At 66.3% G+C, this 23,078-nt stretch carries 20 protein-coding genes; 9 read left to right on the top strand and 11 right to left on the bottom strand.

Going from position 1 to position 23,078, the window contains the following annotated elements; all coding sequences use genetic code 11:
- Positions 1-22: 22 nt before the first annotated feature.
- Positions 23-1,963 (top strand): NAD(P)/FAD-dependent oxidoreductase, encoded by a 1,941-nt coding sequence (locus tag P3H15_RS25420; RefSeq protein ID WP_276139769.1) that lies wholly within the window; start codon positions 23-25, stop codon positions 1,961-1,963.
- 52 nt (positions 1,964-2,015) lie between these two features.
- On the opposite strand, the gene P3H15_RS25415 is transcribed toward P3H15_RS25420, so the two are convergent.
- The 10 genes from P3H15_RS25415 to P3H15_RS25370 all read right to left on the bottom strand — a co-directional run bounded on the left by P3H15_RS25415 (position 2,016) and on the right by P3H15_RS25370 (position 13,222).
- Positions 2,016-2,426, bottom strand: a complete 411-nt coding sequence (locus P3H15_RS25415) for a hypothetical protein (RefSeq protein ID WP_276139768.1) — start codon at positions 2,424-2,426, stop codon at positions 2,016-2,018.
- 1 nt (position 2,427) lies between these two features.
- Complete coding sequence (locus tag P3H15_RS25410) at positions 2,428-3,498, bottom strand: phosphotransferase family protein (protein WP_276139767.1); 1,071 nt, start codon at positions 3,496-3,498, stop codon at positions 2,428-2,430.
- Positions 3,498-4,289: an SDR family NAD(P)-dependent oxidoreductase gene (locus P3H15_RS25405; protein ID WP_276139766.1), complete on the bottom strand. Its 792-nt coding sequence runs from the start codon at positions 4,287-4,289 to the stop codon at positions 3,498-3,500. The genes P3H15_RS25410 and P3H15_RS25405 overlap by 1 nt, the downstream gene beginning before the upstream one ends.
- Positions 4,286-5,428: an acyl-CoA dehydrogenase family protein gene (locus P3H15_RS25400; RefSeq protein ID WP_276139765.1), complete on the bottom strand. Its 1,143-nt coding sequence runs from the start codon at positions 5,426-5,428 to the stop codon at positions 4,286-4,288. The genes P3H15_RS25405 and P3H15_RS25400 overlap by 4 nt, the downstream gene beginning before the upstream one ends.
- Positions 5,421-7,595: a 3-hydroxyacyl-CoA dehydrogenase NAD-binding domain-containing protein gene (locus P3H15_RS25395; protein WP_276139764.1), complete on the bottom strand. Its 2,175-nt coding sequence runs from the start codon at positions 7,593-7,595 to the stop codon at positions 5,421-5,423. Before P3H15_RS25395 ends, P3H15_RS25400 begins: the two co-directional genes overlap by 8 nt.
- A 46-nt stretch (positions 7,596-7,641) precedes the next feature.
- Entirely contained in the window at positions 7,642-8,853 is a 1,212-nt protein-coding gene (locus P3H15_RS25390) for an acetyl-CoA C-acetyltransferase (RefSeq protein WP_276139763.1), read from the bottom strand.
- A gap of 27 nt (positions 8,854-8,880) precedes the next feature.
- On the bottom strand, positions 8,881-10,446 hold the full coding sequence (locus tag P3H15_RS25385; protein ID WP_276139762.1) for an AMP-binding protein: 1,566 nt from the start codon (positions 10,444-10,446) through the stop codon (positions 8,881-8,883).
- Between the two features lie 67 nt (positions 10,447-10,513).
- Positions 10,514-11,503 (bottom strand): hypothetical protein, encoded by a 990-nt coding sequence (locus P3H15_RS25380; RefSeq protein WP_276139761.1) that lies wholly within the window; start codon positions 11,501-11,503, stop codon positions 10,514-10,516.
- A 28-nt stretch (positions 11,504-11,531) separates the two neighbouring features.
- A complete protein-coding gene (locus P3H15_RS25375; RefSeq protein ID WP_276139760.1) occupies positions 11,532-12,401 on the bottom strand; it encodes an enoyl-CoA hydratase-related protein in 870 nt (289 codons plus the stop codon).
- The gene (locus tag P3H15_RS25370) at positions 12,398-13,222 is read right to left on the bottom strand and encodes an SDR family NAD(P)-dependent oxidoreductase (protein ID WP_276139759.1); all 825 of its coding nucleotides are present in this window, start codon (positions 13,220-13,222) and stop codon (positions 12,398-12,400) included. The genes P3H15_RS25375 and P3H15_RS25370 overlap by 4 nt, the downstream gene beginning before the upstream one ends.
- 225 nt (positions 13,223-13,447) lie before the next feature.
- Here P3H15_RS25370 and P3H15_RS25365 point away from each other — a divergent pair, with 225 nt between their 5' ends.
- From P3H15_RS25365 to P3H15_RS25330, 8 genes are all read left to right on the top strand, one after another.
- Entirely contained in the window at positions 13,448-14,632 is a 1,185-nt protein-coding gene (locus P3H15_RS25365; RefSeq protein WP_276139758.1) for a lipid-transfer protein, read from the top strand.
- On the top strand, positions 14,632-15,087 hold the full coding sequence (locus tag P3H15_RS25360; RefSeq protein WP_276139821.1) for a MaoC family dehydratase N-terminal domain-containing protein: 456 nt from the start codon (positions 14,632-14,634) through the stop codon (positions 15,085-15,087). The genes P3H15_RS25365 and P3H15_RS25360 overlap by 1 nt, the downstream gene beginning before the upstream one ends.
- Positions 15,084-15,530, top strand: a complete 447-nt coding sequence (locus P3H15_RS25355) for a MaoC/PaaZ C-terminal domain-containing protein (RefSeq protein WP_276139757.1) — start codon at positions 15,084-15,086, stop codon at positions 15,528-15,530. The genes P3H15_RS25360 and P3H15_RS25355 overlap by 4 nt, the downstream gene beginning before the upstream one ends.
- 24 nt (positions 15,531-15,554) lie before the next feature.
- Positions 15,555-16,793: a TetR/AcrR family transcriptional regulator gene (locus P3H15_RS25350; RefSeq protein ID WP_276139756.1), complete on the top strand. Its 1,239-nt coding sequence runs from the start codon at positions 15,555-15,557 to the stop codon at positions 16,791-16,793.
- Between the two features lie 43 nt (positions 16,794-16,836).
- Positions 16,837-17,610, top strand: coding sequence for an SDR family NAD(P)-dependent oxidoreductase (locus tag P3H15_RS25345; protein ID WP_276139755.1), 774 nt, complete (start codon positions 16,837-16,839; stop codon positions 17,608-17,610).
- Between the two features lie 432 nt (positions 17,611-18,042).
- Positions 18,043-19,275, top strand: a complete 1,233-nt coding sequence (locus P3H15_RS25340) for a cytochrome P450 (RefSeq protein WP_276139754.1) — start codon at positions 18,043-18,045, stop codon at positions 19,273-19,275.
- 44 nt (positions 19,276-19,319) lie between these two features.
- Positions 19,320-20,285, top strand: coding sequence for a PDR/VanB family oxidoreductase (locus P3H15_RS25335; protein ID WP_276139820.1), 966 nt, complete (start codon positions 19,320-19,322; stop codon positions 20,283-20,285).
- Between the two features lie 32 nt (positions 20,286-20,317).
- Positions 20,318-21,145 carry an SDR family NAD(P)-dependent oxidoreductase gene (locus P3H15_RS25330; RefSeq protein WP_276139753.1) on the top strand — a complete coding sequence of 276 codons (828 nt, stop codon included), beginning with the start codon at positions 20,318-20,320 and terminating at the stop codon, positions 21,143-21,145.
- Between the two features lie 103 nt (positions 21,146-21,248).
- Here the strand turns inward: P3H15_RS25330 and P3H15_RS25325 are convergent, their stop codons facing one another.
- Positions 21,249-23,057 carry a long-chain fatty acid--CoA ligase gene (locus P3H15_RS25325; RefSeq protein ID WP_276139752.1) on the bottom strand — a complete coding sequence of 603 codons (1,809 nt, stop codon included), beginning with the start codon at positions 23,055-23,057 and terminating at the stop codon, positions 21,249-21,251.
- Positions 23,058-23,078: the final 21 nt, after the last annotated feature.

Here is a 23,078-nt window from a genome sequence, read left to right as displayed (position 1 = left end):
CCTCACTCCCGAAGGAGAGACCGTGAGCCCCGCCGTCACGCCGAACCCGAACCCGAACCTCGACCGTGCCACCGTGCACGCAGCCGTCACTGCAGGTAACATTCCGTGCCTGCTCCCCGTCCTCTATCAGCTGACCGGCGAGGAGAAGTGGCTTTCTCCGCCGTACGTTCCTGCCCTCACCCGTGGATTCGAGGAACTGAACGACGGCGGCCTCGATCCCGCGATCCAGGCGGAGATCCACGAGGCTGCCACCGACGCCGTCCTTGACTGGTGCAACGGCAAGCCGATCACACATCCCGCGCCGACCGGTACCGAACTCATCCGGTTGATGAGTACGGTCATGGGCGAACCGATCTCCGAGGTCTACGCCCCGATGATAGCCGAACAGCTCGGCTTCACTCCCTTCGCGCCGGCCGACGTCAGTGAGAAAATCCATACTGCCAGATCGGATTTCGGGGTCGCGATCGTCGGAGCGGGCGTATCTGGCCTGACCTGTGCGATCAACCTCGAGAAGTCCGGCATTCCCTACACCGTCCTCGAACGCAACAACCACATCGGAGGCACGTGGTGGGAGAACCGGTACCCCGGAGCGCGCGTCGACATTCCCAGCGATCTGTATTCGTTCTCCTTCCGCCCGAAGAACTGGTCCGAGTACTTCGCCCGACGCAACGAGATCTTCGACTACGTTGCCGACGTCGCACGCGAACACGGAATCACGGACCGGATCCGGCTCGGCCACTCGGTCGACACGGCGGTGTGGAACGTGGCCGAGCAACTGTGGGTGCTGTCGGTCACCGGGCCCGACGGTGCGCAGCAGGAGCTACGCGCCACCGCGTTGGTGACCGCGGCAGGGCTGCACAGCACTCCCAACGTCCCCGACTTCCCGGGCGCCTCGGAGTTCCGTGGCGAGATCGTCCACTCGGCACAGTGGCCCGAGAACCTCGATCTGACCGGCAAGAGGGTCGCGGTCGTCGGTAACGGCGCGAGCGCCATGCAGCTTGTGGTGGCGATCGCCGATCAGGTCGAGAACATGGTCGTCCTGCAGCGCCAGCCGCAGTGGATCGCACCCAACGAACACTACTTCCAGAAGTCGGATGCCACCAAGCACTGGCTGTACGACAACATTCCGTTCTACCGCGGCTGGTACCGCTTCCGTCTGTACTGGCTCTACACGGAACGGACGTTCGCCGCCCTTCCCGTCGATCCGCGCCGCGAGGAGAAGGGCAAGCTCGTCAGCTCCCTCAACGACGCATACCGCGCGTACTTCACCGCGTACCTCGAACAGCAACTCGACGGTGACGAGGATCTGCAACGCCGGACCCTTCCCGACTATCCGCCGTTCGGCAAGCGGCTCCTCATCGACAACGGCTGGTTCACCACGCTCCGTCGGCCCAACGTGGAACTTCTGACCGACAGGGTCGAGCGGCTGACGCCGCAGGGGATCGTCACCGCGGACGGCGAGACGCGCGAAATCGACGTGCTCATCCTGTGCACCGGGTTCCAGCAGCAGCGCTTCCTGTTCCCGATGGAGATCCGTGGACGTGAGGGAATATCCCTGCGAGAGATGTGGGAGGACGACAACGGGCGCGCGTATCTGGGCATCACGACCCCGGGGTTCCCGAATCTGTTCTTCTTGTACGGCCCCAACACGAATCCGCCCGGCGGCAGCTACATCACCATCGCCGAAGCGCAGGTGCGGTACGTCGTCGAATCGATCAGCCGACTCGTCACCGACGATCTCGCGTCGCTCGAATGCAAGCCGGAGCCGTACGAGCGCTACAACAACGAGCTCGACGACGCCAACGCCGCCATGGTCTACGCCATGGAGGGGGTCAGCAGCTACTACCGCAACTCCAGCGGACGAGTGGTCACCAACTCCCCGTGGCCGGTGCCCGAGTACTGGGCCCGCACGGCCGGACCCGAGCCGGCGGACTTCACCGCGACGAAGCGCCACAACGCATGACCGTGCGCGGTTTCGGTAGCGGCTGCTACCGAAACCGCGCACGGTCGGCGGGTCAGTCCGGCAGGCCGCCGCGCAGCGCGGTCGAGATCTGCTCCCGGACATCGATGTCGGAGAATCGTGCTACCGCCGATACGATGTCGCTCACCTGCGTGCCGCTCCGGTAGGTCTCGGCGAGCACCTCCGAGATGTCGCGACGGCGGCGGCGCAGTGCTGAGACGTCGCCGCTGCCGTCCTCGACGGGCGCGAGCCCGAGCTTTCCAGCCAACTCCTCGGTACGCTCGCAGCTTTGTCGGAGCCCCGCCGGATCCCACGAGACTCGCGGGGCGAGGTTGTCGAGCTGTTCGATCACCCCCGCGAGCTCGAGCCCGGCTGTGCCCTCGGTGACACTCGTCGCCACGCGGTGCGCGAGCGTTTCCCTGATCGTGTGGAGGACCTGGGTCAAGTCGGTGGAGTAGACGGTCATGTCAGTGTCCCCATTCCCTGTCGCGCAACATCGTCCCCAGCCACCCGATGCTGTAGTAGACGCTGTGCGCCATGTTCGCGTATCGCAGTTCGTCACGCTCGCCGCGGGAGTAGATGTCGACGGCCTGTAGGCAGCCGACCGCCGTTTTCGTCAGTGACTGGACTGCCCACCAGGTGAGCGCGTCCCGGTCCGGCTGCCAGCCACCCGCCGCCTCGTATTCGTCGAGGAACGGTTCGAGTTCGATGAGCTTGCACAGCAACGGCGAACGACCCCGCGAGGTGCGCTGTGCGAACCATGCGATGTCGGCGGTCGGGTCGGAGAAGTGCGCGGTCTCCCAGTCGAGGACGCCGGTGACGGTGTCGCCGGAGATCACGAGGTTACCGATGCGGAAGTCGTTGTGGACGAGTGCGACCCGTCCCGAGACCGCGCCCCGGCGATGGTCGAGCCATGCGAACGCGAGGTCCAGCACCGGAATCGGAATGTCGACGATCTCCCGGTACACCTTCTCCCACTTGTCGTTCTCCAGCTTGCCGGTGTGGGCCGGGTCCGGGACCGGGCCCAGGGCGGACAGCTTCATGGCGTGCGGATCGGCGCCGTGCAGTCGCGCCATCTCACGTGCCACGTCCAGCCCGAGCCGATGCCGCGTGTCCGCGTCGGGGACGATCCGCGACACCGTGCCCGGCATCGGAATCTGTCCCTCGACCTTCTCCATGACGAACCAGCCGCGGCCGGCGTCTGCGGGCACGGCGTGCGTGATCACTTTCGGGACCCGCATCCCGATCGACGCGGCCGTGTCGAGCAGCGCGACCTCGCGTGCGACGTCGTAGTCGCCGACGATGCCGCTGATCGGCTGCCGTTTGACGGCGTAGGTCGCGCTCGAACGTCCGCCCCTGGAAATCCATTCGGCGGTGACGAGGTAGGTCTCCCACGAGTTGCCCTCGCCGCGGCGGTCGACGTCGGTGAGTGTCAGCGAGCCGTGCGCGCCCAGTGCACGATCGAGGCCGACGGTGAGTTCGTCGAGGAAATCGCCGCTCGTCCGAGTCGGGTCGGTGTCCGTCTGCGTTGCGTTCATCAGAAGATCGCCGCCTTCGCTCCGCCGCCGTCGACGACGAGGCGCTGACCGGTCACGTATCCCGAGTCGGGACAAACGAGGAACGCGACCGCACCCGCCACGTCCTCCGGGCGGCACACGCGCCCGAAAGGCGAAGACGCGTCGAGATCACCGATATCGGATCCGCGTGACGCGGACACGAGGCGCCGTCCCATGTCGGTCGCGACGAGACCGGGGGCGACGATGTTCGCGTGGATCCCGTGAGCACGTTCCTCCTGGGCGAGGGTGCGAACGCAGATTTCCATCGCCGACTTCGCCATCGTGTACGGTGCCGAGTTCGGAGGGGTGGACATCGTCGTGTTGCTCGACATCATCACGATGTCGCCGCGCCCTCCCGGCGCCGATGCGACCTTGCGCATCCCCGGCAAGATCAGCTGGATCAGCCGGATCGGCCCGAGCGCATGGACGTTCAGCAGCGATTCGAATTCCTCGCGCGGCGTCGTGGCCACGTCCAGTCCCCGGCTCGCCGATCCGGCGTTGTTGACGAGCAGGTCGACGGCACCGAGGTCGGCACCGATCGACTCGACCATCGCCTCGACCGCCACCGCGTCGTCGATGGAGGCCTGATAGGCCCGGGCCGTTCCGCCGGCGCCGACGATCTCGGCGACGACGTCGTCCGCGGCAACGGATTCACGTCGATAGTTCACGGCGACGGCAGCTCCGTCCCGGGCCAACCGCAGGGCGACGGCTCGGCCGACTCCCCGCGATCCACCCGTGACGAGTGCGACGCGCCCGGCGAGCGGCCCGGTCATCGTGCCACCACCGCTCGACCCACGAGATCCTTCATCACTTCGTTCGCTCCTCCGTAGATCCGTTGGATACGCGCATCACGCCACATCCGTGCGATCGGGTATTCCTCCATGTACCCGTAGCCGCCGAACAGCTGCAGACACCGGTCGACTACATCCCACTGCAGTTCCGTGGCCTTGTACTTGACGCCCGCCGCGTCGTCGGCGGTCAATTCGCCGCTGTCGAGCGCGAGGACGCAGCGGTCGACGTAGTGCTGCAGTACCTGGATATCGGTGTGCATGTCGGCGATCGTCATCCGGACCGACTGCAATTCGGACAGCGGGGCTCCGAACGCCACCCGGTGACGCACGTGGTCGAGCGCCAGCGCCAACGCGTGTGCGGCCGACGCGACCGCCGCGACGGCGATCGACAGCCGCTCCCGCGGGAGGTTCGCGACTGCCGAGCCGAATCCGCGTCCGGGCTCTCCGATGATGTTCGACACCGGGACACGGCAATCCGTGAACACCAGTTCCGCCGTGTCCTGCGCCTTGCGCCCGATCTTGCGCATCGGGCGCCCGCGTTCGAATCCCGGTGTCCCGGCTTCGACGACCACGAACGAGGTGCCGCGACCGTCGCGTTCTCCGGTGCGCGCCAACACGATCGCCATGTCGCACGTGGTGCCGCTGGTGATGAACGTCTTCGTGCCGTCGATGACCAGCTCGGCGCCGTCCCGACGGGCGGTGGTGCGGATCGACGCGAGATCCGACCCCGCTCCGGGCTCGGTCATTCCGAGGGCCGTGACGCAGTCACCGCGTGTGAACCGCTCGAGCCAGCGCGCCTTCTGCGCGTCGTCGGTGAGGTCTCTCAGGTACGGGACGATGATGTCGTTCTGCATGCTGAAGGTGTCGCCCGCCATTCCGGAGGCGACGACCTCCTCGGTCATGACGGCGTTGTACCGGAAGTCCGTGATGCCGAGGCCGCCGTATTCGGTTTCGAATTCGAATCCGAGGAATCCGGATTTCGCGGCCGACGTGATGAACGCCCGGTCGACCGTTCCCGCTTGCTCCCAGTCCTCGACGTTCGGCACCGCTTCCCGATCGAGGAAGGTGCGGAATGCCGAGCGGAACGCCTCGTGCTCGTCGGTGTAGAGCGATCTACGCATGGGACACGCTCGCCTGCTCGACCAGCGACGCCGGCGGGTCGAAACGCGCGCCGTGGGAGGCGGCGAGTTCGCGGGCGCGGGCGACGAATGCGTCGACGCCGCCGGGGTAGCCGGCGAGGAACTGGGTGGTGCCGCCCGTCCAGGTCGGGAAGCCGATTCCGAGCAGCGACCCGACGTTGGCGTCGGCACTCGAACGCAGGGTGCCGCTGTCGTGGCAGCGCACGGTTTCGAGGGCCTCGGAGAACAGCAGGCGGTCCCGCAGGTCCACCAGGTTCGCGACATCGGTCTTCGTCCCGAACGTCTCCTTCAGGCCGGGCCAGATCCCCTGGCGCTTTCCGCCGTCGTAGTCGTAGAAGCCGGCACCGGCGACGCGGCTCGGCCGGCCGAGGTCGTCGACCATCGTGGTGAGGACGGCGTCGCCCGGATGCTCGGGCAGCGGGGTGCCCGCCTGCTCCGCGACCTCGCGGAACTGGCTGCGGATCTTCAGCGGCAAACTGAGAGTCAGTTCGTCGAGGAGCGCGAGGGTTCCCACCGGGTACCCGGCTTGCAGGGACGCCTGCTCGATGGAGTGCGGGTCGACACCTTCCCCGATCATCGCGGCTGCCTCGATCAGGCGCTGCAGGATGACCCGGCTGGTGAAGAATCCTCGGCCGTCGCCGACGACGATCGGCGTTTTGCGCATCTGCAGGGCGATGTCGAAGGCCTTCGCCAGGGTGGCGTCGCTGGTCTTCTCGCCGACGATGATCTCGACGAGCTCCATCCGCTCGACCGGTGAGAAGAAGTGGAGGCCGATGAAGTCCTCCGGACGCGAAACTCCCTCGGCGAGTTCGGTGATCGGCAGGGTCGAGGTGTTCGACCCGAGGACCGCATCGGGTGCCAGCACATCCACCACCTCGGCGAAGACGTCCTTTTTCAGTTCGGGATCCTCGAAGACCGCCTCGATCACCAGGTCGGCGCCCGCGAGATCGGCGGCCGACGCGGCCGGCGTGATGCGGTCGAGGACGACTGCGGCGTTCTCCTCGGTCCGCGTGCCTTTCGCGACCTGCTTGGCGAGGCTCTTGCGGGCGTAGTCCCGACCACGTTCGGCGGCGGCGAGATCGACGTCTTTGAGCGCGACCCGCATTCCGGACAGGGCGCAGGACAGGGCGATCCCGGCGCCCATCATCCCGGCGCCCAGGACCGCGACGAATGTCGCCCGATGTTTCGGATACCCGTCCGGACGACTCGCACCCGACTTGATCGCCTGCTTGTCGAAGAACGTGCCCTGGATGATGTTCTTGGAGATCGGACCCGTCGCGAGATCGACGAAGTACCGGGTCTCGATCGTCGACGCGGTGTCGAAGTCGACCTGGGTGCTCTCGACCGCCGCGCTGAGAATGCTCTCCCACGCGGGATCGGGCGAGCCCTTCGCCGCTGCACGTAAGGTCGCGACCCGCGCCGGCAGCAACGCCTCGATCGACGGGGTGTAGGCGGTACCGCCGGGGATCGGCTCACGCCGGTCCCATGGCTGCGACGCCGCCGGGTTGGTGTGGATCCACTCCACGGCAGCGGGAACGAGTTCGTCTGCGGTGTCCACGAGCTGATCCAGCAAGCCGAGTTCGAGCGCCTCGGCAGGGGCGAAAGCCTTTCCCGGCAACAGTACCCGGTCGAGTGCGGTGTCGAGGCCGAGAAGCCGGACGGTACGCACGATGCCGCCGCCGCCGGGAAGCAGGCCTAGGGTGACCTCCGGCAGACCGACGCGCAGCGACGGGGAGTCGACGGCGATCCGGTGGTGGCACGCCAGCGCGATCTCGAGACCGCCGCCGAGCGCACTGCCCTCCAGCGCCGCGACCACGGGGACACCCAGGGTCTCGAGCTTCCGGAGCATGGCCTTGACACCGTCGGCGAACGCGACGAGTTCACCAGCCCGTTCGGGCGTCGTTGCGAGCAGATCACCGAGATCGCCGCCCGCGAAGAAGGTCTTCTTGGCCGAGGTCAGTACGACACCGGTCGGCGTCGAGGCCGGATCGGCGAGCCGGTCGAGTGCCGCGGCGAAGGACTCGGCCCACGCCGCGTTCATGGTGTTGACGGACTGGCCCGGATCGTCGAACGTCAGGACGACGACGCCCGATTCGTGCTCGCTCCAGCCGATGGTGCCGAGCCTGGTTGCGGTGCAGGTTTCGCTCATGGTGCTGTCACGATTCTCTCGAGGGGTCGCTGTTGTCATCGGCTTCTCACACCCGTTCCACGATCGTGGCGATGCCCATGCCGCCGCCGACGCACAGCGTGATCAGGGCGCGACGTTCGTCACGCCGTTCCAGTTCGTCGACGACCGTCGAGACGAGCATCGCTCCGGTCGCGCCGAGCGGATGGCCCAGCGCGATGGCACCGCCGTTGACGTTGACCTTCTCGTGGGGCAGGTCCAGGTCCTTCATGAACCGCAGGGCCACCGACGAGAACGCCTCGTTGACCTCGAACAGGTCGATGTCGTCGACGGTGAGCCCCGCGACGTCCAAGGCCTTCCGGCTGGCGGGTGCGGGACCGGTCAGCATGATGGTGGGATCGGAGCCGCTGACCGCGCCCGCAACGATCCGGGCGCGAGGCGTCAGGCCCAGTTCCTTTCCGACCTTCTCGTTTCCGAGGGCAACCACGGCGGCACCGTCGACGATGCCCGACGAGTTGCCGCCGGTGTGGACGTGCTCGATCCGCGGCACCCAGTGGTACTTCTGGAGCGCGACGTCGTCGAATCCGCCCGCCCCGATCCCCGCGAAGGCAGGCGCCAGCTTGCCCAGCGTCGCCACGGTCGTCCCGCGTCGGATGTGCTCGTCGTGGTCGAGGACGACGGTGCCGTTCCGGTCACGGACCGGCACGACGGATCGCGCGAATCGACCCTCGTCCCACGCGGTAGCGGCGCGCCGCTGCGATTCCACCGCGAAGGCGTCGACATCGGTGCGGGTGAATCCCTCCAGCGTGGCGATGAGGTCCGCGCCGATTCCCTGGGGCACGAAGCCGGTCGTGAAGTTCGTTTCGGGGTCGTTCGCCCACGCACCGCCGTCCGATGCCATGGGCACGCGCGACATGCTCTCGACGCCACCGGCCAGGACGAGGGACTCCCATCCCGACGCGACCTTCTGGGCGGCGGTGTTGACCGCCTCGAGGCCCGAGGCGCAGAACCTGTTGAGCTGCACACCGGCGACCGTCTCGGGTAGACCCGCTGCGATGGCCGCGATTCGGGCGATGTCCGCGCCCTGGTCCCGGAGCGGGCTGACGCATCCGAGAATCAGGTCGTCGATGCGCGCGGGATCCAGATTCGGATTGCGTTCCTGCAGCGCGTCGAGCAGCCCGACGACCAGCGAGATCGGCTTGACGCTGTTCAGGGCGCCGCCGCGCCGCCCGCGCCCTCGCGGGGTCCGCAGTGCGTCGTAGACGAAAACCTCATGGGGCATGGCAATTCCTGTCCTCGGAGAACGGGTTCAGGCGGTCGCACCGGCCGCGGAGGCAGACCAGTACGAGTCGCGCAGCGATTTCTTGTAGAGCTTGCCGGTGGGAAGTCGGGGCATCTCGTCGATGAAGTCGAACGATTTGGGGCACTTGAACTTCGCCAGATCGGACTGGCAGAACTCGGCGAGTTCGGACGCCAGCTGCGGGCCGGCCCCCGCCGGATCCACGGGCTGGATCACGGCCTTGACGGCCTCCCCGAAGTCCTCGTCGGGAACACCGAACACCGCGGCGTCGAGGACCTTCGGGTGGGTCACCAGAAGATTCTCGATCTCCTGCGGGTAGATGTTCACTCCACCCGAGATGATCACGAAGGCTTGACGATCGGTGAGGTAGAGGAAGCCGTCCTCGTCGAGGTACCCGATGTCACCGATCTTGGACATCGTTGCGTCGGCGTCCCGTGACTCGGCGGTCTTCTCCGGGTCGTTGAAGTATTCGAACGTGCTCCCCGCCCCACGGAACCAGATGGTTCCCGGAACGCCGGGCGGGCATTCTCTGCCGTCGTCGTCGAGGATCACCGGCTCACCCATGTACGGCCGGCCGACCGATCCCTTGTGCTCGAGCCATTCCTGAGGGGTGCATCCGCACATGCCGTTCGCCTCCGTACCACCGTAGTACTCGTAGATCACCGGCCCGAACCATTCGAGCATCGCGTCCTTGACCGCGACCGGGCACGGCGCCGCACCGTGGACGACGACCTCGAGTGACGAGGTGTCGTGGTCGCGTTCGCTCTCCGGAAGCTTGAGCATGCGGGAGAACATCGTCGGCACCACCATCGAATGGGTGATGCGGTACTTTTCGACGAGCGCGAGATACTCGCGGGCGTCGAACTTCTCCATCACCACGATCGTCGCGCCGAGGCGGATGCCGATCGCCACGGTCGACTGGGGCCCCGAGTGATACAGCGGCGCAGGCGACAGGAAGCGCATGCCCTCCCGGAGATGGAAGAGCTTGCGCCCGAAGTCCTCGATGTCGAGGATCTGCCCCGGGTGCGCATCGGGCAGGTTGCGCTTGATCGCCTTCGGACGTCCCGTGGTGCCCGACGAGTAGAACATGGGTGTGCCGAGCCGCTCGTGGTCCCCCGGTGTGCCGTCGAATTGCGATACCGCGTCGGCATACGACTCGAACGGGGCCGGCAGCACCGACGCGACGGCGTCGGCGTCGACCATCAGCCATCTGCGCACCGCAGGGCACAATTCCGGAAGCTGCAGGGCAACATCGGATTTAGCGGCCGTGGTGATCACCAGCTCCGACTGCGAGTCTCCGATGATGTATGCGGCCTCGGCAGCGGACAGGAACGAATTGACCGGCGTGTAGAACAGTCCGCTGCGTTCGGCAGCCGACATGGCGACGATCATCTCGACGTGGTTCTCCATCAGCAGCGCGATGTGGTCGCCCGGCTCCAGGCCCTGGTCGCGGAACAGCGCTGCAAGCCGGTTGGCACGGGTGTCGAGTTCGGCGTAGGTCACGACCTCGCCGCTCGTGGCCATGACGACGGCCGGTCGATCGGGATGTTCGATGGCATGACGCCCGGGGTACATGACGGTCTCCTTGGGGACGATCGGGCAGGCGGTGACGACAGCTTCCGCTGGGAAGCGACAGCTTCGGTCAGGGGCGGACGGGACGGAGGAATTCGGCCACCGCCCAGCCACCGTGACCCTCGGCGAGATCGACGGTCATCTGACCCATTCGGACGGCACGGTCCTCGGTGCGTTGCGTGACCGGCACGAAGTGCCGAATGGACCCGTCGACGACGATCGTCGGCAACCCCTCCGCAGTGATGATGCCGACATGCCGTCCCGTGTAGATGGATTCACCCGCGTAGTCGGTGAGAACCTTGTAGTCGGTGATCGGATGCGCAACGTTGTCGGTGGTCAGCACGGCACCCGCGGAGACGCGCATCCCCGAAGCCTCGTACTCGCCGTACGCGCTGAAGGCGGTACCGTCCGCAAGCCATCCGGCAACCCATTCGCCCGTGTACGACGCCCACTCCCGCGGACCCCACGAATGGTCGCGAAACGAGGTGACCTTGTCGAGCACCCAGGTTCGGCTACCGACCCGGATCGTTCCCGACAGGTACCCGAACTGCTCGTAGTGGTCGCTCGCGATCGTCGAGCTCCCCGGCGTGCAGTCGCCGTCGCCGTCGCTGTTGATGACGAACATCGGGCTGGACGCCTCGTAGGTGAGCGAGATCTCGCATTCCTCCGACGGCGCGTTCTTCAGTGCAATGCGGCCATTCTCGGCCATCAACGAGGGGTGGACTACGCGGGCGACGGTGTTGTTGTAGTTGATCTCTGCGGTCCGCGTCGGCTCCTTGATGACGATCTCGAGTCCTTGACCAGCGAAGCCGTCGTTCGTCTCGCACGGAGTGCGCCCCGCCCGGAACGCGATGGCTCCACCGGGAAGGGTCAGCTGCACCGAGGTCTCGCTGTACCCGAGATTCGGCCGGTTGCCGATCCGGACGAGTCCACCGAGCTGCGAGATCGGATCGACGAAGTTGAAGTAGACGCTCTCGTTGAAGTTGTGGATGCCGGCGAAATCGTGGGTTCCTTCCGCATCGGCGCCGTACTTGCACACGGTGAACGGGTCGGTCGTCATTGCGCTCCTCGATGAATCCGTTGAAGGTTCAGAATCTTTCGGCCGGTGACGGGTCGAGTGCCGGGAAGACCGCCTGCCGTCGTTCCAGGAACGACCGGACCCCCTCGCGCGCATCGACGGAGTCGACCCGCCCTGCGTAGGTACGCGATTCGTCGGCCGCCGCTGGGCCCGGGTGCGAATGCAGCCATCCCGTCGCAAGGAGCCGTTTGGACAGCGCGACCGAGACCGGAGATGTATCCCGGACGAACTGGATCGCGTACGCCCTGGCGGCCGCCATCACCTGGTCCGCAGGCACCACTCGGGTGAGATAGCCCGCCTCGTACGCCTCGGCGGCGTCGAAGACCCGCCCGGACAGGATCCAGTCGGTCGCGCGCCCGATTCCGACGAGCCGTGGAAGGAACCACGACGACGCGCCCTCGGGGACCACGCCCCGGCGGGTGAAGACGAATCCGAATCGTGCGTCCTCGCTGGCGATGCGGATGTCCATCGCGGCGGCGATCGTCGCGCCGCCCCCGATCGCGTGCCCGTTGAGGGCGGCGATCACGGGCTTCTGCATGGCGAAGAGCCGTTCGCTGATCCGGCCCGCTGGTTCGCGGTAGCCGGTGGGTGTGTGTCCGTCGACGTCCTCGACGAGCGCGCGGGACAGGGTTTCGGGTCCGTCGAGTGCCGCGCCCACGGAGAATGCGTCACCGGCGCCGGTGACGATCACTGCCCGCACCTCGGGATCCCTGTCGGCTCGGTCGAGGGCGCGCAGCACACTGACGAGCATCGAGACCCGCATGCCGTTTCGGCGCTCGGGTGCGTCGAGTGTCACCACGGCCACGCCATCGGAGACTTCGTAGGTCACGTCCTCGTAGTCGTCCGCGGACACTTCCCCGGAGGCGACGGTGTCCGTCACAGTCCGCCGCCGCACACGAGGACCTGTCCGGTGATGTAGCTCGATTCGGGACTGCACAGCAGGTAGACGGCGCCGGCGGCTTCCTCGACCGTGCCGGCGCGGCCGAGTGCGATCTGCTTCGTGGCTGCCTCCATCACGGCAGGGTCGACGCCGACCTTGATGTCGCGGTCCTCGACCTTGATGGTCTTCGCCTCTGTGGTCACCGACGTCAGCCGCGTGTTGATCACGCCGTACGCGACGGCGTTGGACGTGACGTTGTAGCGGCCCCACTCCTTGGCGATCGTCTTGGTCAGGCCGACCATTCCGGCCTTCGCGGACGAGTAGTTCGCCTGCCCCGGATTGCCCAGCAGCCCCGACGTGGAGGAAATGTTCACGACCTTCCGGCACGGGACGACACCGGCCTCCCGCTCGCGCTTGACCGCGGCGCTGATGACGGGCTGGGCCGCGCGCAGGATCCGGAACGGCGCCGTCAGGTGTACGTCGACGATGTCCGCCCACTGCTGGTCGGTCATCTTCTGGATCACGTTGTCCCAGGTGTACCCGGCGTTGTTGACAATGATGTCGAGGCCACCGAAGTTGTCCACCGCGGCGGCCACGAAGCGATCGGCGAACTCCGGGTCGGTGACACTGCCGACGCACGCGACGGCCTGCCCGCCGAGGGCTTCGATCTCGGCGACCACTTCCTTGGCCGGTTCGGGATCGAGGTCGTTGACCACGACCCGCGCTCCTTCGGATGCCAGCTTGGCGGCGACAGCGCGCCCGATGCCGCGGCCCGATCCGGAGACCAGTGCCACCTTGCCCTGCAGTTTCTGGACGCTCACGTGCTTCCTCCTGAGTGTTTGCGTCGGGCGCTCGCGCGCCGACCGCGGCGGCGTCACGCCGAGAACCATGTTGTGACCCCAGTCACTGTGGTGAATACTAACTTCACCATAGTTTCGCGTCAATACCAACATTGAACTGTATTTTTCCACGCAATGTTAATGGCCAATATGTATAGTCTCCTCAAGTTCGACCTACGAAACCACTTCGAATGAAAGGCAGGCCCCATGAGGAACGTCTGCATCAGCGGCGTCGGGATGATGCCGTTCACCAAGCCCGGCAAGAGCGAGACCTACGACCGGATGGGTGCCGCGGCAGCAATCGCGGCACTGAAGGACGCGGGACTCGAATATGCCGACGTACAACAGGCTTTCGTCGGATACGTCTACGGCGACTCGACATCCGGGCAGAACGCTCTCTACGGGATCGGCATGACCGGCATCCCGGTCGTCAACGTCAACAACAACTGCTCGACCGGGTCCACTGCACTGTGGCTCGCACGTCAGGCCGTGGCATCGGGAACCGCGGAATGCGTTCTCGCCCTCGGATTCGAACAGATGCAGCCCGGCGCGCTCGTCAATGCGTACGGCGATCGACCGAGCCCGACGGAACGCGGCGAGAACATCGCCGCCTCGATGCCAGGAGGCGACGAGAACGCCCCGATGGCCGCGAAGATGTTCGGCGGCGCCGGCCTCGAATACATGGTGCGCTACGGCGTTTCCGCCGAAGTCTTCGGACGCGTGTCGGTCAAGGCGCGTGCGCACGCTGCCCGGAACCCACTCGCGGTGTTCCGCGATCCGATCGACCTCGATACCGTGATGTCCTCGAAGCACATCTGGGGACCGCTCACACTCCTGATGTGCTGCCCGCCGACCAACGGCGCTGCCGCCGCCATCGTGTGCAGCGAAGAATTCGCCCGTTCCCGGGGCCTGGACGCGAGCATCCGCGTACGCGCGCAGTCCCTGGTCACCGACCTCCAGGGCACGTTCGACACCACCGACATGATGAAGGTGGCCGGCTACGACATGACGGCCAAGGCTGCTGCCGAGGTCTACGAGCAGTCCGGTATCGATCCGCTGGACATCCCCGTCGTCGAACTGCACGACTGCTTCAGCACCAACGAAGTGATCACCTACGAAGGCCTCGGCCTGACACCCGAGGGCACCGCCGAGAAGTTCATCCTCGCTGGCGACAACACCTACGGCGGGCGGGTGGTCACCAACCCGTCCGGTGGCCTCCTCTCCAAGGGACATCCGCTCGGCGCGACCGGCTTGGCCCAGTGCGCCGAACTGGTATGGCAGCTGCGCGGCCGGGCCGGTGAACGTCAGGTCGACGGAACCCGAATCGCGTTACAGCACAACCTCGGTCTCGGCGGCGCGTGCGTCGTCACCCTGTACGAGAAGGTGGCATGATGGCCCTCGACCACGCAATCCTCGACGTCACGGTGCCGCCGATCGTCGCCGACGTCGAACGCGGCCGGGTCCGCCAATTCGCCGTGGCGATCGGTGAGGCGAACCCGATCTACCGCGATCGCGACGCCGCGATCGCCGCCGGCCACCCCGACGTTCTGGCACCGCCGACCTTCCTGTTCGGTCTCGAACTCGAAAACTCGGACGTCTTCGCGGACCTTGCGGCGCACGGTGTCGATCTCGGCAACGTCCTCCATGGCGAGCAGCGATTCCGTTACTTCGCCGACGTCCACGCCGGCGATCGGCTGACGTTCGAATCCGCGTATGTCGACGCCTACACCAAAGCTGCCGGTGCCCTCGATTTCCTGGTGCGCCGCAGCACCGTGACCCGCGACGGCACCGTCGTGGCGGAACTCGAGAGCGTCAGCGTGATCAAGAACCCTGGGGGCAAGCGATGAACTCACCCACACCCACACCCACCGTGACCGTGCCGGAGCTACGGCCCGGCGCCGTGACCCGCACCACCCTTGCGCTGTTCGCCGGCGCATCCGGCGACCACAACCCGATCCACGTCGACATCGACTCGGCCCGCGCGTCGGGCATGGACGACGTCTTCGCCCACGGAATGCTGTCGATGGCATATCTCGGACGCCTCCTCACCGACTGGATTCCGCAGAGCAGGATCCGGGAGCTGACGGCACGTTTCACGGCGATCACGCCGGTCCATGCCGAACCTGTTCTGACCGCCACGATGAGTGAGGTCGTCACCGACGGCGCCGAACAGCGCGCCGTCCTGGACCTGGGGGTGGTACTGGCCGACGGGACCCGAACCCTGACCGGCACCGCGGTGGTGGCGTGGTCCGGATCCGACCGCTCCGGGGATGCGAAACTGGTTCCATGATCGAGCCCACGGAAAAGAGCTGAGATGCCGAGATCCACAGCCGCGCGTGCCGACGCCACGGATGTTGCACCGTCGCCTTCGGGGCGGGGCAGCCAGCGAACGGAGCAGATCGCTCGCGCTGCCGCCCACCTCTTCCAGGACCTGGGGTATCAGAACGTCAGCATCGATCAGATCGGCGCCGCCGTCGGTCTGACGGGGCCGGCTGTCTACCGGCATTTCAAGGGCAAGCACGACATCCTCGTGCATGCCCTGATGGGCCAGGTGCGGCTTGTCGAGCAACTCGGCGCACAGGCAGACGAAACAGGTTCGACGGCGAAGGACCAACTGGAGTTGTTCCTCAGCGGACTCAGCGATCTGACAGCGAACAACGACGAGGCGACGTTGTGGCGCCGTGAGCGGCGCCACCTCCAACCAGCCGAACGCGAGGAGTTCCAGCGTATCTTCGCGGCCAATCGCGACTACATCGCGGCGAAGATGATGTCCGCCGACCCATCGATCGGCGAGCACAAAGCCGAACTGCTCGGGTACGCCGTACTCACGATGTACTCGAACACCCCCGATATCCGCGGCAGCCTGTCGTCCGAACGCCTGATCGAGATCCAGTCGGCCCTGGCAGGCACGATCATCGGCTGCGACCTTCCCGATCCGGACCCCAGCGCCGACGCCGTAGTCCGCCCCGCTCACCGCCGACCGGCGGGCCGGCGTGAACGGATCATCGACGCCTCCGCCAAGTTGTTCGACGAGCGCGGCTTCTACGACGTCCGCATCGACGACATCGCGAAGGCGTCGGAGATGTCGGTCGCTACGCTGTACCAGCACGTGACCAGCAAGAACCAGGTATTGCGAGCCATCCTGGAGCGGGGCGCGGAGGGTCTGCTCTACGTGACCGCCGACGCACTCGCGCACACAACCACCGCACGCGAGGTACTCGACGCACTCATCCGCACCTACATCCGGCAAGCCCTCGGCGTACACGGACGGATCATGCACATCCTCGCCACGGATCTGCTCTATCTGTCGGACGAAGAGCAGTCCGCCCTTCGCGACACGCAACGCGAATACGTCGCCGAATGGGTCGACGCCATCTGCGCACTGTCCGACGACCTGACCACCGCCGATGCACGCGCGCTCGCGCAGGCCACGATCGGCGTCGTCACCGACGTGTCCCAGACACCCGGCCTCCGCGAACGCCCGGAAATCGCTGCGGAACTCGCAGTTCTCGCACACGCCATGGTGCTGCCGTCGAACCTGGCTTCGCGATGACCACCACCACTCCAGACACCCCTTCGAGAAGGGCACGCATCCCATGTCCCACACCGAACCTCGCAGCGCCGTCGTCATCGGCGGCGCCTCCGGCATCGGGGCCGCCATAGCCCGGGCGCTGGCCGCCGACGGAGTCACCGTCACCATTGCAGACCGCAATATCGCCCTGGCAAGAGAACTTGCCGCCGAACTCGGTAGAACCCACGATGCCGCAGAGGCGAACGTGACGGAGGAAGGTTCGGTCCAGAGCCTGTTCGAAACCGTCCGCGCGCGACGCGGCCGACTCGACATCGTCGTCAACAGTGCCGGTCTCAGCGTCGCCGGTTCCGTCACCGATCTGCCCGCCGACAAGTTCCGACTCGTCGTCGATGTTTGCCTCACCGGCGCATTCCTGGTGATCAAGCACGCGGCCCGGGCGATGGACGACGGCGGAGTGATCATCTCCCTGTCGTCGCTCAATGCGCGGCAACCCGGCACCGGAATGAGCGCGTACTGCTCGGCCAAGGCCGGGCTTGCCATGCTCACCGAGGTTGCCGCCCTCGAGCTCGCCCCGCGTGGGATCCGTGTCAACGCCATCGCACCGGGGATCGTCATGACACCGCTGACAACTCCCTCGATGTCCGTTCCCGGCCTCGAGGACGACTATCTCAGGAACACTCCTCTCGGGAGATCGGGTACCCCTGAGGAGGTCGCGGACGCCGCGATCTACATGACGCACGCGACGTGGCTCACGGGCGAGAGCCTGGATTTGAACGGCGGCGCCCACCTGGTGAAGTACCCGGATCTGCTGGCTCACTTCAGGCGAGCGACCGCCTGACTCCACCCGCACGTGCGCGAGACGACCCCGCGCCCGGCGGGCGGCGACCTGGACCAGAGCCGGAGTACGATTCAGAGTTACCACTAACAACTAGCGTTCACGCCGGGTTGAACCATCCCCCACACCGATATCACCGCCCCACGCTCCTTCCGCTTCGGTTCTACTCATACCCCTTCTCTATCAATACTTTTCGAGACAGCTTCGCGTGCACATATCCAGGCGTTGCCGGCAAAAGGCAAATCGATCCGTGCCACACATTGACGATCGATCATCGGCATGCCACGATATGAGCGTTCACAGTTTGTGTGCCCCCCGTCACACCCTACGGAGCGCCCTTCCGAATCGGTCGACCGCAGCAGCCTTACGTGGGTTGGTGTACGGATCCCGATCCGGAAGCCACGGCACACTTCCGCCGCAAACGAAGGAGCACACATGACAACCACACCGGCCGAAGACGTGATCGGCACCGAAGCCGATTCCCCGGGAACCGGAACCCACCCCGCGTTCCCATTCGGTCGCACGTGCCCGTTCGCCCTGTCCGACAAGTACGAGTCCTATGCAGACGACAACCTGAAAAAGGTCGACTTCAAAGGCACGCCCGGATGGCTCGTCACCGGGTACAACAACGTGCGATCGGTCCTCGCCGATCCCCACACGAGCGTGCGCGGAATCGACGACTCCTCCCGCGGCGACGATGGCGACCAGGCAGTTCCCGGCTTCTTCGTCGCCATGGACCCCCCGGAACACGACGACCTGCGCAGGATCCTGGCGAAGGAGTTCACTCCGCGGCGCATGGCGGCGATGCGCCCGACGATCGAGCGGATCGCCGACAACCTGATCGACGAGGTCCTGACATCGGCCGAACCCGTCGACATCGTGGACGCGCTGGCTCTGCCGCTCCCCTCCCTGGTCATCTGCGAGTTGCTCGGCGTCCCCTACGACAAGCACGACTTCTTCCAGGAACGCACCCGGGCCGTCCTGGCAGCCGACAGCACTCCCGAGCAGATCGGCGCAGCGATCGGCGATGTCATGGGCTACCTCGCCGAGCTGGTGACCATCAAGCAGGCCACCCCCGGCGACGACCTCGTCAGCCTCCTGGTCAAGCATGTGGAGTCGGGCGCACTGTCCGTCGTGGACGTCGCGGGCATGTCCACCCTCCTGCTCATGGCCGGTCACGAGACGACCGGCAACATGATCGGGCTCGGACTGCTCGCGCTGCTCGAACACCCCGACCAGCTGGCCGAGTTGCGCGCAGACCCGGAACTCATGCCGCAGGCCGTCGAGGAACTGCTTCGTCACGTCGACATCATCGGGAGTCTCCCCCGGACCGCGACGCAGGACATCGAGATCGGTGGTCAGCGGATCGCCAAGGGTGAGCTCCTGATGTTCTCGACCGAGGCGGGCAACCGTGACCCGTCGGTGTTCGACGAACCGGACCGCCTCGACTTCCGTCGGGACGCCAGCCGGCACCTGACGTTCGGCCACGGGATCCACACGTGCCTCGGGGCCCCGCTGGCACGCCTCGAACTGCAGGTCGTGTTCTCCATTCTCCTCGAACGTATCCCCACCCTGCGCCTCGCCGTTCCCGCAGCGGACATCCGACTCAAGAACGACGCCAGGATCTTCGGCGTTCACGAGCTCCCCGTCACGTGGGACCGACCGTAACAGCCGGCCACGAATCCGACGAAAAGGAGGATGTGACCGTGGTGATGCACCATTCGCGCGACGTTCCCGAACTCGACGTCGTCGTCGACAGTGTCGAGGTCGCCGCCACCGAGGTCAAAGCGCTGGTGCTGCGACCGGTGACCGGTGCCGCACTTCCCCCATGGACCCCCGGATCGCACATCGACGTCCTCCTTCCGTCGGGACCGGTCCGCCAGTACTCGCTGTGCGGCGACCCGTCGGATCGCGACACGTGGCGGATCGCCGTACTCCGAGAACCATTGGGCAGGGGTCGAGGTGGCTCCGAGTACATCCACACCGCTCTCCACGTCGGAGCGAATCTTCGAGTGAGCGTACCCCGCAACAACTTTCCTTTCGTCGAGTCGGCTCGATACCTGTTCGTCGCTGGCGGCATCGGGATCACCCCCATCCTTCCGATGATCGCGCTGGCCGATGAGCAGCGTGCCGACTGGCGGCTCGTCTACGGTGGCCGGAACGTGGATTCGATGGCATTCCGCGGCGAACTCGCGCGATTCGGCGACCGGGTCGAGATCCTGCCCGAGGACCGCACCGGCCCGATCGACCTGGACCGCGTGCTCGGTGCCCCCAAGCCCGACACTGCGGTGTACTGCTGCGGTCCGTCCGGGCTGCTCGAGGCGGTCGAGAAACGTTGCGGTTCATGGCCGGAAGGAGCGCTACACACGGAACGATTCGTTTCGACCACACCGCAATCCGCGGCGGGCGACACTGCCTTCGAAGTAGTCCTCGCCAAACAGAACCGCACATTCACGGTGCCGCCGGGCGAAACGATCCTCCGAACACTCGAATCGAACGGCGTCGACGTCCTCTCGTCCTGCCAGCAAGGCATGTGCGGACGCTGCGAGCAAACCGTGCTCGAGGGAACTCCGGATCACCGGGACGAGATCCTCACTCCCGAGGAACGAGCCGCCGGCGAATACATCCTGATCTGCGTGTCCCGGTCTCACGACGATCGACTGGTACTGGATCTGTAATACCACAACACAATTCGACAAGGAGCGAGAAAATGGGCCGTGTAGAAGGAAAGGTCGCCATCGTCACCGGTGCAACCAGTGTCGATCCGGGGGGCCTCAACATCGGTGGCGCCACCGCGACCGAACTGGCGTCCGAGGGCGCCCGGGTCGTTCTGGCCGACATCAACGTCGCAGGTGCCGAGCGCCTCGCGGCGATCCTCAACGATCGTCACGGTGACAAGACCGCGCTGGCGGTCGGCATCGACCTGCGGCACGAAGACCAGATCGCGAGCCTCGTGCGGAGTACCGTCGACTACTTCGGTGCTCCCGACATCGTCGTCAACAACGCAGGCATCTTCCCCGGCGACGATGGCGACGTCGCGACCATGGCCATCGAGGTATGGGACAACGTCATGGCCGTCAACGTCCGCGCCGCGATGCTACTGACCAAACACGCGCTGCCTCACCTGCGCAAGCAGGGCGGCGCGATCATCAACACGGCATCGACCCATGCGTTCGCCGGCGACAGCAGCCTCACCGGATACGGAGCCACCAAGGCAGCGCTCATCGCGCTGACCAAGTACACCGCCACGCAGTACGGCAAAGAAGGAGTGCGCTGCAATGCCATCTGTCCGGGCACGACCACCACACCCCCGGCGCTGGCGTTGCCGCAGGAGATCAAGGACATCTACGTCCAGCACACCATGAGCCCGACACTCAACGGACCCACCGAACTCGGCAAGGTCTACCTGTTCCTCGCATCGGACGACTCGCGCGGTATCAACGGAGAGGCAATCCGCGTCGACGGCGGTCTCCTCGCTCACCAACCATTCGTTCCCGACATGCACACGCTCGGAATGACGACCGCGGCCGATCACTAGCTCCGCCCTGCTGTCCGTCCGATGGAGTCACGGAAGGAAAAGGAAGGGTGCCGCACGTGAGTGGCAAAGCGTGCGGGAGCACGCTTTGCCACTCACATGGGGGTCAGGCGTAGAGGCCCTCGATCACGTCGTCGTACTTGGTCACGATCGATCGGCGCTTGAGTTTCATCGTGGGCGTGAGTTCGGCACCATCGGGCAACCACTCCTCGTCGAGGAGTTCGTACCGTTTGATCTGCTCGACCCGGGACAGTCGGCCGTTCGCGTCTTCGACGGCCTTCGCCACCGCGGCCTGCACGCGCGGATCCTGCGCGACCGCGTGCGCCGACGGGTCGGGCAGACCGTGCTCGGACGCGAATGCGGCTGCGGCGTCGGGGTCGAGCACGAGCAGCGCGACGTTGTAGGGCCGTCCGTCGCCGACACAGCATGCCTGCCCGATGAGCGGAGACGCGCCCTTCAACGCGCTTTCGATGTTGACGGGTGACATGTTCTTGCCCGCCGCGTTGATGATCAGTTCCTTCTTCCGGTCCACGATGCGGACGAAGCCGTCCTCGTCGATCGTCGCGATGTCGCCGGTGTGCAGCCAGCCGTCGTCGTCGATCGCCTCGGTGGTCTTCACCGGGTCCTTCCGGTATCCGCGCATCACGTGCGCCCCGCGCAGCAGGAGTTCACCGTCGTCGGCGGTGCGCGCCTCGGTTCCGGGCATCGCTTTTCCGACGCTGCCGAGTCGGATGTCGCCGGGCAGGTTGGTCATCCCCAGAGCACCGGTCTCGGACATCCCGAACCCTTCGGCCAACGGCAGCCCGATCGCCAGGAAGAATTCGTGGACCGCGGACGGAATCGGAGCGGCCCCCGTCATGAGGAGGACGACCTCGTCGAGGCCGAGTTGCGTACGCAGAGGCGCGAACACGGCGGCATCGGCCCGCGCACAGGCGGCGGCAAGGTCTTCGGGTATCGACTCTCCGGCCTGTTCGATCCGGACCTTCCGCAGCCCGGCCTCGAGTGCGGCGTCGATCGCGGCCCGCTGTTCGGGCGGCCCGGATCGGAATCGGGCGAGCAGCGCCGACCGCAGCTTCTCCCAGATCCGGGGCACCCCGAGGAACCAGGTGGGGTGCGTCTCGGCGACCGCGGCGAACAACTGCGCCGGGTTCTGCACGGTGGTGACGGTCCAGCCGGTGACCATGTGGAGGTAGTGCGAGAACACGCGGTCGGCCATGTGCGCGGTCGGGAGGTAGGAGATGCACTGTCCCTCAGCGGGAAACGGGAAGCGCTCGTGACACGTCCGGAGAACGAACGTCAGATTGGCGTGCGTGAGCTCCACCCCCTTGGGCGGGCCGGTGGTTCCGGACGTGTAGATGAGGGTCGCGATGTCGTCCGGTTGGACGGCGCGCCAGGCGGCCTCGAAATCGAAGTTGTCGGGCCGTCCGCTGCGCAGGTCCGCGAGCGAGAGCACATCGTCGTCCTCGACCTCGGGATCGAGGACGACGATGTGCTCGAGATGCGGTGTCGCCGCCGCACGGATCCGGTCCAGAAATGCTCGCTCGCAGATCATTACCCGATTCTCGGCGTGCCCGAGCAGGTATTCGATCTGGTCCGGCGCGGACGTGTTGTAGATCGAGAACGGAATGGCACCGAGATGGAGCGCCGCGGTGTCGACGAGGTGGAACTCCGGCCGGTTGGTCATCATCAGGCCGACGGTGTCGCCGCGCCTCACACCGAGGCCTGCGAGCCCGCCTGCGACGGCCTCCACCGCGTCGGCGTACTCACGGCGCGTCAGTGTAGTGGCGCCGCCGTGGGCACGGAGCGCCGGCGAGTCCGGGTCTCTCGACACGGTGTACTGGAAGGCGGCGCAGAGGGTTGCCGCATCAACGCCGGGTGCGGTCGGCGATGCCGACGGTGCTGCTGAGGTCGTCATGATTCCTGACTATACAGTGTG

Source organism: Rhodococcus sp. T2V, from assembly GCF_029269925.1.
Classification (GTDB): domain Bacteria; phylum Actinomycetota; class Actinomycetes; order Mycobacteriales; family Mycobacteriaceae; genus Rhodococcus_F; species Rhodococcus_F koreensis.
The sequence above is the reverse complement of the archived record's forward strand: the minus strand, read 5'-3'. Positions and strand labels throughout refer to the sequence as shown.